The sequence below is a fragment of the Geobacillus subterraneus genome (assembly GCF_001618685.1).
Classification (GTDB): Bacteria; Bacillota; Bacilli; order Bacillales; family Anoxybacillaceae; genus Geobacillus; species Geobacillus subterraneus.
Genome location: NZ_CP014342.1, coordinates 2,600,896 through 2,614,481 on the forward strand (window position 1 = coordinate 2,600,896; position 13,586 = coordinate 2,614,481).

The window sequence follows — 13,586 nt, forward strand, 5'->3', positions numbered from 1 at the left end:
TAAAAAAAAAAGCCCGGGGAGGCCAGGCTTTCATTTGCGTCCGCTGTTATTTCATATTAAGCAGTTGTAAACTGCTCCTCTTCGGTTGATCCTTTTAAGGCGACGGTGGACGATTGGCCGCCAGAGATCACTTGGGCGACCTCATCGAAGTAGCCGGTACCGACTTCGCGCTGATGGCGCGTGGCTGTGTAGCCGTACTTTTCGGCGGCAAATTCAGCTTGCTGCAGTTCAGCGTATGCCGCCATGCCTCTCTCTTTGTAGCCGCGCGCCAACTCAAACATGCTGTAGTTGAGCGCATGGAAGCCGGCGAGAGTGACGAATTGGAACTTGTATCCCATTTTACCGAGCTCTTGCTGGAATTTGGCGATTGTCTCGTCGTCCAGTTTTTTCTTCCAGTTAAACGACGGCGAACAGTTGTACGCAAGCAGCTTGCCTGGAAATTGCTCGTGAATCGCTTCCGCGAACCGGCGTGCTTCCTCCAAATTCGGTTCGCTCGTTTCGCACCAAATAAGGTCGGCATACGGCGCGTAGGCAAGCCCACGAGCGATCGCCTGGTCGAGACCTGCCCGCGTGCGATAAAACCCTTCCGACGTCCGTTCGCCGGTAATAAACTGTTGATCGCGCGGGTCAATGTCGCTTGTGATCAAGTCAGCAGCATTGGCATCGGTGCGGGCAATGAGCACCGTCGGGACACCCATGACGTCAGCGGCAAGCCGCGCGGCGATCAAGTTGCGCACCGCCGTTTGCGTCGGCAAGAGCACTTTGCCGCCTAAATGGCCGCATTTTTTCTCTGACGACAGCTGATCTTCGAAATGGACGCCAGCCGCTCCCGCTTCAATCATCGCTTTCATGAGCTCAAACACGTTCAGCTGGCCGCCGAATCCAGCCTCCGCATCAGCAACGATCGGCACAAAATAGTCGACATCGCCGCTGCCCTCTAAATATTGGATTTGATCTGCGCGTTGCAACGCCTGGTTAATGCGTTTGACAACATGTGGAACGCTGTTGGACGGATACAAGCTTTGGTCCGGATACATGTGCCCCGCGAGGTTGGCGTCGGCCGCCACCTGCCAGCCGCTTAAATAAATGGCTTTCAGCCCTGCTTTCACTTGTTGCACCGCTTGATTTCCAGTCAGCGCACCGAGTGCATGAACGTAATCTTCCGTATTTAACAGCTGCCATAACTTCTCGGCTCCGCGCCGAGCGAGCGTATGCTCAATATCAAGCGAGCCGCGCAGTTTAATGACATCTTCAGCGCTGTACGGGCGGGTAACGCCTTTCCAACGCTCTTCATTTTTCCAGCTTTCCTCTAATTGTCGGACACGTTCAGCAAATGACGCCATTTTTCCTTCCCCCATCTCTTGTTATATTACATTATTTTTGTTTACGGTTTTATTATATAACAGACAAGAAAAAATGCAAGCCTTTTTTTGAAACTTTTCTCAATTAAGAAAATGGACGCATAACGTTCATAAAAACGGCATTTTTTCTGTCCATCATTTTGGTATGATCAATAGTAGAGGAGTGATGATGATGAAAAAATGGTATATGATCGCCGCATCGCTTGTGCTCGTTGGCATCGGTGCCGGCATCTTTTACTTCGCCGTCTACAAGCCGTCTGCTATGCGTCTGCCGGATGACGTGACGATGGAAACAGCGTGGGGAGCTCCTTATTCCTTTGACGACTTGCCGCCAAAAGTTCGACTCGTCGAATTCATCTATACGAACTGCCCGGATATTTGCCCAAATACGACGATGCAGATGGCAAAGCTGCGCGACCGGCTGCAAAAAGCCGGAGTGTTCGGGCGCGATGTGGAATTCGTCACGATCACTATTGACCCCGCGCGCGACACGAAAGAAAAACTGCAAACATACGCAAATACGTTTGGGGTGACTGGCGATGGGCAAGGATGGGTGTTTTTGCGCGGCAGCGAAGTAGCGACAAAAGCGACGGCAGACGCTTTCAACTTCCAATACCGTGACCCGGGAAACGGCATGATTGTGCATACGTCGCTCGCTTACTTGCTCAATCGGGACGGACGGGTCATCGAACAGATCGACATGGGGGGAGCGTCACGATTTCGTGTTGATGAAGTATACAAAACGATTATGGATGAATTGTCGTGATGATTTGGTAATAGGTGTAACGTGCGGAAAGAAAAAAGAGGGCATTGTCTGCCCTTTTTTTCATTGACTGCCGAACCTTTTACATCAGCATCGAATAGCAACTAAGCACCACAACCGCAGCAAGCACGACAACAATAACATTCGCACCGAGCCAGGCGGCAGTCACCGCCGCCGCAAAACCGATCACCCCAAAGAGAATGTCGTCTTGAATGAAAAAAATATCAGGGATAATCAGCGCGCCAAGTGCAGCATACGGCACATTTTTCAGCACCCCTTGCCAAAACGGCGGCAGCTGGACGCGCCCAAGCAGCACGAGCGGCAACATGCGCGGCAAATACGTGACGATCCCCATGCCGAGAATCATCCAAACGATCGCGTTATTCATCCTCATTCTCCCCCTTCTTCGCCAGCCACTGGACGACGACTGCCGAAAGAAGCGTCGCCAGCACGATCGACCAGCCTTTAGACAGATGAAAGACAAGCGTGCCGAGCGAGTTGAACACGGCAGCTAACCCTGCCAGCCATACCGTTTTCCGCTGCTTTTTCAGCGCTGGGACGAGCAAGCCGATAAACATGGCGTACAAAGCGACCGACATGCTCTCTTGTAAGCTTTCCGGCAAGCTTGCCCCGACAGCATAACCGATGCCGGAATTGACGACCCAGCTGCCGTACGCCATCATGATCAGCCCAAACATATACGAAGCGCTAACCGTCCCCTCTTTCATGGCCGCAACGGAAAACGTTTCATCCGTAATGCCAAACGCATACAGCGCCTTTTTCCAAAGCGCATCCGCCTCCGCTTTTTCGTTGAGCGAAGCGGACATTAAAAAATGGCGAATGTTTAAAATAAATGTCGTTAAAATGATTTCAAATATACCGGTACCGACGGAAAGCAAGCTGAGCGCAATATATTGCGAGGCGCCGGCAAAAACGACGACGCTCATCAGCACCGTTTCTGCAAGCGTCAGCCCGGTCGTCTTAGCGAGCAGGCCAAATGTCAGCGCGATCGGCATATAACCGATGGCGATCGCCACCCCCGCCTGCACTCCTTGGCGAAACGGCGCCATTTTACCAGCCGTCCATGTTGTTTCCATCCATCCATTCCCCCGTTTCACTAGTTTGATATGTTTATTGTCTAAAAATCGCTGTCATTTCGCAACCCGAACATAGGTCAGTTCTTTTATCCTCTTAACTAGGAGGCTAGCGAAAACAACGGATTCGCTTAATTTGCAGGAGATGGAAAGGAATAACGTTACAGCGGCGCAAAACTTCTCAATTTAAAAACTGCTCCGTGAAAGCGGCCTCTCCTTTTCAATGCCCGGCCTTCTAGGAAGCTCCCGCTTTGGCACAAAGCGGGAGTAGGGGAGAAAATCAATCTATGATATAATCGAATTGGTTCATTATTTGCGCAATTGAAAAGGAGTGCACTATCATGTCAGTAAAACCGCACGTATTGACCGAACGTGGCATTTTTCGCTATGAGCAAGTGACGTATCCGATGGAAGAACGCGGCTTGCAGTTTGGCGATGGCGTCTATGAGGTAGTTCGCCTATACAGCGGAGCGTACGTTTGGCTCCAAGAGCATCTCGATCGCCTATACCGTTCGGCGGCCGCTATTCGCCTGTCCGTCCCGTTCGCTCCCGAAGAGCTGTCCGAGCGGCTTGAGCAGCTTCGCCGCATGAACGACGTGCGTGAAGATGCGATTTTGTATTTGCAAGTGACGCGGGGCAGCTTTCCGCGCAGCCATACGTTCCCGACGGAAAATCGGCCGAATTTGTACGCCTACATCCAGCCGATGGCGCGGAAAACAGACGAAATAGCACACGGTGTGCACGCCACGTTAACGAAAGATGTTCGTTGGGAATACTGCTATATTAAAAGTTTGAACTTGCTGCCAAACGTGCTGGCGAAACAAGAAGCGGCCGAGCGCGGTGCGTTTGAAGCGATTCTCCACCGCGACGGCATCGTGACCGAGGGCAGTTCATCGAATATTTTTCTTGTCAAAGACGAAACGGTGTACACTCATCCAGCGACGGAGCGGATTTTAAACGGCATCGTCCGCACGAGAGTGAAGCAGTTTTGTGGAGAGCTTGGCATCCCGTTCATTGAAGAAGCGTTTTCGGTCCACGACCTCGCTAGGGCGGATGAACTGTTTTTGACGAGCACAACCTCGGCTATTACTCCGATCGTCCAAGTGGATGACATAACAATCGGCGACGGCCGGCCAGGAGCGGTGACGAAATCCTTGCAAGCCGCCTATCAAAAGGCGACGCAGCCGGCCGCAAGCAACGCTTGACCGGCTTCGCCACACAAAAGAGGTGTCCCATCATTCTCCTTTGGGACACCTCGCCTTATTTATGAGCTAAGCACAGCGCGGTCGCTGGCGAACTGGCTGCCGCGGATGCGCTGAAATTCCTCAAGCAGCCGCTCGACCGTCAACTCTTCCTTTTCCTTTCCTTCGGCGGCAAAGATGATTTGTCCGCCGTCCATCATAATGAGCCGGTTGCCAAGGCGGATCGCCTGCTCCATATTGTGCGTCACCATCAGCGTCGTCAAGTTGTGTTGGGCGACGATTTGTTTCGTCAGTTCAGTCACAAGCTCGGCCCGCGCCGGATCGAGAGCGGCGGTATGCTCGTCAAGCAAAAGCACATCCGGCTTCGTAAACGTCGCCATCAATAACGAGAGCGCTTGCCGCTCTCCACCGGAGAGAAGCCCCACTTTGGCGGTAAGCCGGTTTTCGAGCCCTAAATGGAGCGTTTGCAGCGTTTCCCGGAACCATTCGCGCTTTTGCTTTGTCACGCCGAGGCGGAGCGTGCGCCGCTTCGTCCGATTGTAGGCGAGCACTAAGTTTTCTTCAATCGTCATATGCGGTGCGGTGCCGGCCATCGGATCTTGAAAGACGCGGCCGATGTAGCGGGCGCGTACGTGCTCCTTAAGCGCGGTCACGTTGCGGCCGTTGATCCACACTTCGCCCGTGTCAGGAGACAACCGACCGGCGATGATGTTCATCAACGTTGATTTTCCGGCGCCGTTGCTGCCGATGACGGTGACGAAATCGCCGGGGGAAAGCGTTAAATCAATGCCTTGTAAAGCGATTTTCTCATCGGCCGTCCCTTCGTTAAATACTTTTGTAATTCGTCTTAGCTCCAGCAATGGACTCCCCCCTCTCCAACTGCTGCGCTTTTCGCTTTTTCCGCCGCTTTTCTTTTTGTGCCGCCCACACGTTTGGCACGATGAGCGCCGCCATGACAATGAATGCGGTAATCAATTTCACATCGCCCGTCTCCAAAAACTCGACGCGCAAGGCGATCGCCAAAATGAGGCGGTAAACGACAGCGCCGCCGATGACCGCCCACGTCGCGCGCACGACCGAACGGGCACCAAACAACGCCTCTCCGATAATCACCGAAGCTAAACCGATGACAATCATCCCGACCCCCATGTTGACATCACTGAACCCCCCGTACTGGGCGATAAGCGCCCCGGAAAAGGCGACGAGCGCATTCGACAGCCCGAGCCCGAAGACAATGAGCCAGTCCGTGTTGGCGGAAAAGCTCGCCACCATCGGTTTGTTGTCTCCGGCCGCCCGCAATGCGATTCCGAACTCTGTTTTCATCAGCCAGTCGAGAACCCCTTTGATCACGAACGTCAGCACCGCCATCGAACATAAAATCGCCCATGTCCGCGGCGCAAAGCCCGTAAAGGAAAACAGCTGACTGAGCACCGCATCCAATCCCGTTTGCTGCCAGACAGCTGTGATCTTCGTAATGACCGTCTCCTGCTGCAGCAGCGGCACGTTCGATTTCCCCATAATGCGCAGATTAATGGAATATAAAGCGATCATCATCAAAATGCCGGATAAAAGTGGGTTGATTTTCCCTTTTGTGTGCAAAAGCCCGGTCACCGCTCCAGCCGCAAAGCCGGCCACCAGCGCTGCAGCCGAAGCGGCAAACGGATTCGCTCCACCGACAATCATCACGGCAGCGACCGACGCGCCGGTGACAAAGCTGCCATCGACCGTTAAATCGGGAAAATCCAAAATGCGAAACGACATGTAGACGCCAAGCGCCATGATGGCATAAATCAAGCCGGCTTCCACAGAACTAAACATCGCTGCCCACACCATTCTCACCTGCCTTTTGGCGCCCCCCTTCACCGAAGGAGGGATGGCCGTTTATTCGATATATTCAGCGATCGAATCCCATTCCGGGTTGAGTTCAATTCCCATTTCTTGTGCTGCTTTTTTGTTAATGGCCAGCTTCAATTTTTGCGGGTATTGCACCGGCAGATCGGCCGGCTTTTTCCCCTCTTGCAAAATTTGCGCCGCCATCTCACCGGCTTCATAGCCGATGTCATAATAATCAAACCCGTACGCCGCAAACCCGCCGCGCTTCACTGAATCAAGCTCGCCGACGAACAGAGGAATGTCGTGTTCATTGGCCACTTGAATGACTGACTCAAGCGCTGACACAACCGTATTATCGGTAATGATATACAGGCAGTCGACCTTGCCGATCAGCGATTCGGTCGCCTGCTTCACTTCGGCCGACGTGGATACCGAGGCGGAAACGATTTTCAAATCGGTTCCTTCCATCGCCTTTTTCACTTGATCCACCTGTGCGACCGAGTTTTGTTCGCCGGCGTTATACACCATTCCGACGCGGTTGCCTTGGATATATTTATCAATAAACTGCACCGTTTTCGGAATCGCCTCCGGATGCGTGTCCGTCGTGCCTGTCACATTGCCGCCCGGCTTCTCCATCGATTGGACAAGCTGGGCGCCGACCGGATCGGTCACTGACGTAAAAACGATCGGAATGTCTTTTGTCGCATTGAGCGCTGCCTGCGCGCTTGGCGTCGAGTTGGCGAAAATCAAGTCAACGCCATCGGAGGCAAAATTGTTGGCGATCGTTTGGTTGTTGCTTTGGTCTCCTTGGGCGATTTGCACGTCATACTCGACGGACAACCCCTTGTCCTTTAACGCCTGCTCAAATCCTTTGCGCGCCGCATCAAGCGACGGATGCTCGACGATTTGTGTCACCCCGATTTTGTATGTCTTTTCCTTCGCTTCCTGCCCGCCGCCGTTTCCTTGGCTGCTTCCTGTTTCGTTCGCTCCACCGCAGCCGCTAAGCAGCAAAAAGCTGGCTGCGCACAACATGGCAAGCCGCCGCATATGTTTGCCCATCATCCGATTCCCCCTATGTAGATTAGTTTAGTCCTTTTGAACGTTTATGCTTTTATGTGTCAAATTATATAAGTTTATTTCTTCATTTTCAATATACTATTCAAAAAAAAGAAAAAGTGCTGAATGTTCAGCACTGTTAAGCATGGGAGGCGGTTAACCGTTCTTTTAAGGCTCTCCGCAAAATTTTTCCTGTCGCATTTTTTGGCAGTTCCTTTAAAAAGCTGATTTCGCCCGGCACTTTATACTTCGCCAACCGCTCGCGGCAGTAGGCAATTAATTGCTCCTCAGTCAGCTCCGGATTTTTCGCGACGACAAACGCCCGCACCGCCTCGCCGTAATCTGGATCCGGCACGCCGATCACCGCAGCTTCAACGACATCCGGATGGCTGTATAGCACTTCCTCGACTTCACGCGGGTATACGTTGTAGCCGCCGACGATGATCATCTCTTTTTTTCGGTCGACGATATAGAAATAGCCGTCCTCATCCATGCGCGCCAAATCGCCGGTGTGCAGCCAACCGTCGCGCAAAGCGGCGGCCGTTTCTTCCGGCATTTTGTAATACCCTTTCATGACGTTGGGGCCGCGGACGACAAGCTCGCCGACTTCTCCGACCGGCACTTCTTCCCCATATTCATTGACAACTTTGTTTTCAACGTTTTTAATATTCGTCCCAATCGAGCCGGGCTTGCGCGGCCGGTCAAGCGGGTTGAAGCACGTAACTGGCGACGCCTCCGACAGCCCGTACCCTTCCGAGACGATCACGTTGAATTTTTTCTCAAAGTTTTCCAGTAGTGCGACCGGCATAGAAGCGCCACCCGAGATGCAAAGCCGAAGCGTGCGTAAATCGTCCGCGCTCCCTTCCTCATGCTGGTAGAGAAAGTTATACATTGTCGGCACGCCGGCAAAAATCGTCGCCTTTTCCTCGCGGGTTAACGCAAACATGGTCGCTGGGCTGAATTTCGGCATAATCAGTACCGTCGCTCCATTCATAAGCGGGGCGTTTAACGCCACCGTCAGGCAAAAGACGTGGAACATCGGCAGGGCGGCAATGACGCGGTCATTTTCATTGATGCCCAAATAATCAGCCGTGTCTTGCGCATTGCTGTACAAGTTTTTATGCGTAAGCATCGCCCCTTTTGGCTTGCCGGTCGTTCCGGACGTATACAAAATAACAGCGACATCATCATCATTAAGCTCCGGCCCTGTGAAATCCGGACTGCCGGCAGCCAGCACTTCTGCAAACGGTTTCATCTCTGTTGACAATGGAATGCCCTTTTCTTTCCCTTGCGGGGTTTCGCAAACGATGGCGTGCTTGAAAAGCGGCAGCCGCTTTTTTGCCTCGTCAAACAGCGGCGCGAGCAAATCGAGGCCGACCACCGCTTTGACATCGCCATTATGCAAAATGTAGGCAATCTCCTCCGGCGTATAAATCGGGTTGATCGGAATCACAGTCGCCCCGAGCCGCAGCGCTCCGTATAGACCGATGACAAACTGAGGCGAATTGCCAAGCAGCAGGGCGATATGGTCGCCTTGGCGGACGCCAAGCTGCGCCAGTCCGTCGGCAAACTTCGATACGGCGGCATTCAATTGTTGATACGTGCATCGTTCCCCCATAAACACATACGCATCTTTGTCCGGCAGTTGTTGCGCCACTTGTGCCAACCGCGCCGTTAAATTCATCATCATCCCCCCAAAAAATGAATGAATGACCATTCATTTTATAAGTAAAAAAATTCGAACTATACTTATTATAAAAAAAAGAACAGCAAAGGACAAGAGAAAGCGTTTCCTTTGCTGTTCTTTTTTCGGTGGCCGGCTTATCGTGCCCAGACGAGGCCAGTTTGAGCGAGGCGAATGACGCCTTGAAACGTCCTCCCCGCCTCTTCGATGAGCTGCCCATGGCGGCCAACGTGCGGCAAATGCGTCAACCATAGCTCGCCGACGCCTGCCCCTTCAGCGATCATTGCCGCCTCTTCGCTCGTCATGTGCCCGGCGGGCGCCGCATTTTGTCCGGCATAAAAGTTGCACTCGCCAATAAGCAAATCAGCTCCTTTAGCAAACGGCACAAACTCCGGCATATAACTCGAATCGGCCGTGTACACGATCGTGTTGCCGCCGGCGGTGATGCGCATCGCATAGCACGGCACCGGATGAACTGTTTTTAGGAACGTAAGCGAAAATGGTCCAACAGCAAGTGTCCCTTTCGGATCATAGGCGATCCCTTCCGTAATGCCGTTATGCGTCAGGTGGGCAAACGCCTCCTCATCTTCCGCATGGCCATAAACCGGAAGCACCGGCAAGTCAACTCCCGATTTTTTATAGATGAGGCGGGCGTATTGAAGCGGGCCGATATCAGCGATATGGTCGTAGTGGTAATGAGAGAGGATGACCGCATCCAAATTTTCCACGGCTGTGTAGTTTTGCAGTTTGGCGAGCGCTCCGCTCCCGCAATCAACGAGCAAGCGAAAGCCGTCATGCTCGAACAAATACGCCGATGTCGCCTCATTGGCGGCCGGAAATCCCCCCCAATAGCCGATGACCGTTACTTTCATTTCCTGTTCTCTCCTTTCATTCATTTTGTCTTCATCATACACAATCGCGTCCATTTTTTCATCTTTATCGATTTTTTGTTTTAAAACACATATTGACATTTTGTTTTGTGTTATAATACAATAAAACTACCAAGACAACGGAGGGGATCGAAATGTTGACGAAAGTGTTGGAATTTTTCAAAAACCTGCCACCCAAAAAATGCATGCATTGCGGCAAAGAAATGGATGAACAGCATGAATGTTACGGCAACACGTGTTCTGACTGCCTTGGCGCCGCTTACCGCCAATAGGTGAGCGGACGTTGCCCTTGCGTCACGTTCGCCGGCCGCCCCGCCGGCGATAGGCTGTTCCCCGATGCAGCCTGCCTTTTTTCTTACCGCCTCCCACTGAGGGGGCATTTTTTTTGCACCATGCACACCTCGCATCTCTGACGCACTTTGAGACACCGCAATGCAGCCGCAAAAAAGAAAGACAAGTCGGCGACCCAAAACAGGACGGGAATTCCCTCGAGAAACCATTCAAGTCAAACAAAAACAAAAGGGCTGATCTCAAAAGGATGTTTACAACCTTTTGGGACCAGCCCTTTGTCCGTGAAATGAATCGGTGGTACGTTGTCAGACGCTTCAGGCCGAAAACAATCGCGCTTAAGCCGCGGTTTCACTTTCCGTCCATACCGCATAGCGGCGGCGATAAAAAGTACGGGGCAAAGCCAGTTCCGTAGTTGGGCACGTGATGAAGCGGCCGCTTATCGTTTTGTACCGGATCGGCGATCATCTCAGATACAAGCTCGTTTGCCTGAATACGATCTGCCTTTTCCGCCCCTTCGCTTAAACGGTCAGCCAACTCGCCCGCCCCTTGTTCAAGACGCGCAAGCCCCGCCGACAACGATCGTCCGCCGCCAAGGAGTCTGTCAAATCCTTGGTGGAGTGAATCCGCTCCTTTGGCAACAGCAGACACGCCGTCGGAAAGTTCGTTTGCCCCATCCGCCAGTTTGCTCGTCCCCGAGACGAGCCGGCTCGAACCGGAAGCAAGCTGATTGATTCCTTCAGCCAGTCTGCTGCTGCCGTCAGCGACCGTTTGTGCTCCTTGATAAGCAGCCTGAAGCTGGTTCTCAAGCTCTTTCGCCCCATCCGCTACTGTTTGTTGGCCGTCCGCTAAGCGAGCGGCGCCATCAGCAAGCTGCTGTTGCCCGTTAACGAGTTTTTCGATGCCGTCTTGCACCGCCTGCTGCCCGGAAGCGAGCGCAGCTGCGCCGTCAGCGAGGCGGGAAGCCCCGTTTTGGACCTGCCCCGCTTGGCCGGCTAGCCCGCGGACGCCGGTCGCTATGTTCCCGCTTCCCGCTACAAGCGGCTGAAGCTGTTCATACAGCATCTGTAACGTCGCTTTTTGCTGCGGGTCATCCGTTTGTTCGATCATCCTTTCGAGTTGGGCGGCATATTGCTGCAGCCCTTTGTTCACTTCGTCCGCTCCGGCGGCCGCTTCGCCCGCCTTTTGTTGCCACGCTTGCACCCCCTTCTCCAACTCAGCCACCCCGTCATGAAGCTCGTTCGCCCCGCTAGTTAGGGACGGCAATCGCTCTTGCAGTGCTTTCATGCTATTGAGCGAAGCATGCAATCCATTCGTGAGCGACGTCGCCCCATTTTGGGCGGCTAGAGCGCCAGAAGCGAGCTGTTGGCTGCCGGCAGCCAGTTTTCCAAGCCCGTCCTGCAGCGCTGTTGCGCCAGTTTGCAGTTGTTTCGCTCCATTGTTTCCCGCTTGCAAGCCGTTTTCAAACGACAATGATTGCTCAGCCAGCTCGGTTAAATAACGGGACAAACGAGCGGCCCCGTCTTTGGCTTTTTCCGCTCCGGCGGCTAAACGGGCGCTCCCTTTCTTCGCCTCCTCCATCCCGCCGGAAAGCGAACGGCTTCCTTGTTCTGCTGTTTGGAGCCCATCGCGCAGTTGGGCAGTTCCTTGACTTGCCTCACCAAACCCGTCAGCCGCTGTCTTCATCTTCGTTAACATGGCTTCCGCGTACGTTTTCGTCACGTTTTTGGCAATTTCTTCTTTTATTGCCTCGATGGCGGAATCGCCAATCTTTCCAGCTAAATAGTTCGCCCCTTCGTTCGGGATGTATACGAGTCTCAGCGGCTTCGGGTTGCCGCTTTGCACCGTTGCTGCGTTAGCGGAAAAATCGTTAGGAATGATGACGGCCATGTAATACGCCCGGTTCTTCAAGCCGTCGTCCGCTTGCTTGCGGCTGACGAACCGCCAATCAAACGTGCCGTTTTCCTTCAGCCGCTTCACCACGTCGTCGCCAAGCTGAATGTTCTCGCCGTCAAGCACTGCCCCTTCATCTTCATTGACGACCGCGACCGGCAACTGATCTAAATGGCCGTACGGATCCCAAAACGCCCGTGAACTACCCCCACTTAATTTTCTAGCGAAAATTTGAAGTGGGGGCTTCCAAAGAAGTTTGACTGCTTCAAGCAATCCTTATTCTTTGAGGCGTGTCCACTTCGCCGCTAGAGCATAAGACACTCAGGTCTACAGCTTTACTTTTCTTTAAGATGTTTAATGCGCCATTGACATCAGCATTAATTAGTTTGCCAGACTTTGTTCGATACAAGCCGCGCTTAATACGTTTGCCGCTGAACTTATATTCTTTTGGATTGTCGGCATTATATTCAGGAATCTCATCGCCGTCAAAAAAGCTGGCTTGAGACGTATAGGATTCTTCCTGTTTCAAGAATTCAATGCCGTAAAATTCACAAAGATATTCTAGTTTTTCTTTTATGTTACCGAGAGGAATATTGACAAAGTTTTGATTTGTCTTTTTTCCTAGATTAATATTGCGTTGCCATGTTTCCGCATAGCCAATGACAAGTTTGCCAATTTGATTTTCAATACAGTAGTTAATGATGTAACGGCAAGTCTTGTTGATATAATCATTCACTTTATTATTGCGATTCATAGCAAGCAAAGCCTGTTTACGAGTGGTGCCTTTGATTTTTTGCTTATCTTTTATGCTTTGAAGTCTGGCATTTTCTTTGTTAAACCATTGATTTATACTTTTTAATCTCCGCCCATCAATGATGAATGATCTGCCGTCTGATGTGACACAAGTGGCAAGATTGTTTAATCCTAAATCAATGGCCAGTGCTTTTTGGTCGTTTAATTCTCTTTGATCTTCAGGCATTTCATATTTGTACTGAATCTCAAAGAACCTGGCATGATGCTTAGGAATGATTTCAATCTGCTTAATCTTTTTGTCCAGTAACACAGGCGGAATCGTTATCGTGATAGGCTTGTGAGTCTTTTTAAATAGGCGAGAATACGGTATCGTGAATTTGTTGCCGTCTATACGAATCTGGCCAATGATCAGTGAATGAAAGCCATCTTTTTTAAGATATTTTGGAATACTGATAGCCTTGTAGTCATATTTTCCTTGTTTGGCAAGACTGATCAAACCAAAGAAAGATTTAAAGGCTTCATTGACCTTTTTTAAAATTTGCTGTGCCATGTTGCTGTTTAACAGCTTATAGTTTTCGTTAGTTTTGGCAAGATGATCGTTTTTCTCATAATTAAGAAATTCCTTGTGTTCAAAATAGTATTGTCTGACATTGTACAATCCGACGTTGTACATGTTCTTGGCAATATGGCACAGTTCTCGAAGAGTCAAGTATTCTTCTTTGGTCAAACCATTTAGCTGTTGTTTGATACAAAAATACATGTTTTCACC

Annotated in this window: 13 protein-coding genes; 3 read left to right on the plus strand and 10 right to left on the minus strand. The window is 51.6% G+C overall.

Going from position 1 to position 13,586, the window contains the following annotated elements:
• Positions 1 to 56: 56 nt before the first annotated feature.
• Positions 57 to 1,343, minus strand: a complete 1,287-nt coding sequence (gene aceA / locus GS3922_RS12635) for an isocitrate lyase (RefSeq protein WP_063166638.1) — start codon at positions 1,341 to 1,343, stop codon at positions 57 to 59.
• 190 nt (positions 1,344 to 1,533) lie between these two features.
• On the opposite strand from aceA, the gene GS3922_RS12640 reads away from it, so the two are divergent.
• Positions 1,534 to 2,127: an SCO family protein gene (locus GS3922_RS12640; protein ID WP_063166639.1), complete on the plus strand. Its 594-nt coding sequence runs from the start codon at positions 1,534 to 1,536 to the stop codon at positions 2,125 to 2,127.
• 79 nt (positions 2,128 to 2,206) lie between these two features.
• On the opposite strand, the gene GS3922_RS12645 is transcribed toward GS3922_RS12640, so the two are convergent.
• Complete coding sequence (locus GS3922_RS12645) at positions 2,207 to 2,512, minus strand: AzlD domain-containing protein (RefSeq protein ID WP_020958820.1); 306 nt, start codon at positions 2,510 to 2,512, stop codon at positions 2,207 to 2,209.
• Positions 2,505 to 3,221: an AzlC family ABC transporter permease gene (locus GS3922_RS12650; protein WP_020958819.1), complete on the minus strand. Its 717-nt coding sequence runs from the start codon at positions 3,219 to 3,221 to the stop codon at positions 2,505 to 2,507. Before GS3922_RS12650 ends, GS3922_RS12645 begins: the two co-directional genes overlap by 8 nt.
• A gap of 338 nt (positions 3,222 to 3,559) precedes the next feature.
• Between GS3922_RS12650 and dat the strand changes: the two genes are divergently transcribed.
• Positions 3,560 to 4,423, plus strand: coding sequence for a D-amino-acid transaminase (gene dat / locus GS3922_RS12655; protein WP_063166640.1), 864 nt, complete (start codon positions 3,560 to 3,562; stop codon positions 4,421 to 4,423).
• Positions 4,424 to 4,482: 59 nt separating this feature from the next.
• Here the strand turns inward: dat and GS3922_RS12660 are convergent, their stop codons facing one another.
• The 5 genes from GS3922_RS12660 to GS3922_RS12680 all read right to left on the minus strand — a co-directional run bounded on the left by GS3922_RS12660 (position 4,483) and on the right by GS3922_RS12680 (position 9,865).
• A complete protein-coding gene (locus tag GS3922_RS12660) occupies positions 4,483 to 5,280 on the minus strand; it encodes an ABC transporter ATP-binding protein (RefSeq protein WP_063166641.1) in 798 nt (265 codons plus the stop codon).
• Entirely contained in the window at positions 5,246 to 6,238 is a 993-nt protein-coding gene (locus GS3922_RS12665; RefSeq protein ID WP_063167409.1) for an ABC transporter permease, read from the minus strand. The genes GS3922_RS12660 and GS3922_RS12665 overlap by 35 nt, the downstream gene beginning before the upstream one ends.
• Positions 6,239 to 6,301: 63 nt before the next feature.
• Positions 6,302 to 7,312, minus strand: coding sequence for an ABC transporter substrate-binding protein (locus GS3922_RS12670; RefSeq protein ID WP_063166642.1), 1,011 nt, complete (start codon positions 7,310 to 7,312; stop codon positions 6,302 to 6,304).
• Positions 7,313 to 7,448: 136 nt separating this feature from the next.
• Positions 7,449 to 8,993 (minus strand): fatty acid--CoA ligase family protein, encoded by a 1,545-nt coding sequence (locus GS3922_RS12675; protein WP_063166643.1) that lies wholly within the window; start codon positions 8,991 to 8,993, stop codon positions 7,449 to 7,451.
• A 137-nt stretch (positions 8,994 to 9,130) separates the two neighbouring features.
• Positions 9,131 to 9,865: an MBL fold metallo-hydrolase gene (locus GS3922_RS12680; RefSeq protein ID WP_063167410.1), complete on the minus strand. Its 735-nt coding sequence runs from the start codon at positions 9,863 to 9,865 to the stop codon at positions 9,131 to 9,133.
• Between the two features lie 152 nt (positions 9,866 to 10,017).
• On the opposite strand from GS3922_RS12680, the gene yhfH reads away from it, so the two are divergent.
• Complete coding sequence (gene yhfH / locus GS3922_RS17380) at positions 10,018 to 10,155, plus strand: protein YhfH (protein ID WP_082816575.1); 138 nt, start codon at positions 10,018 to 10,020, stop codon at positions 10,153 to 10,155.
• 367 nt (positions 10,156 to 10,522) lie between these two features.
• On the opposite strand, the gene GS3922_RS12685 is transcribed toward yhfH, so the two are convergent.
• The gene (locus tag GS3922_RS12685; protein WP_236933427.1) at positions 10,523 to 12,337 is read right to left on the minus strand and encodes a YhgE/Pip domain-containing protein; all 1,815 of its coding nucleotides are present in this window, start codon (positions 12,335 to 12,337) and stop codon (positions 10,523 to 10,525) included.
• Positions 12,330 to 13,577, minus strand: a complete 1,248-nt coding sequence (locus GS3922_RS12690; protein WP_063166644.1) for an RNA-guided endonuclease InsQ/TnpB family protein — start codon at positions 13,575 to 13,577, stop codon at positions 12,330 to 12,332. The genes GS3922_RS12685 and GS3922_RS12690 overlap by 8 nt, the downstream gene beginning before the upstream one ends.
• Positions 13,578 to 13,586 lie beyond the last annotated feature (9 nt).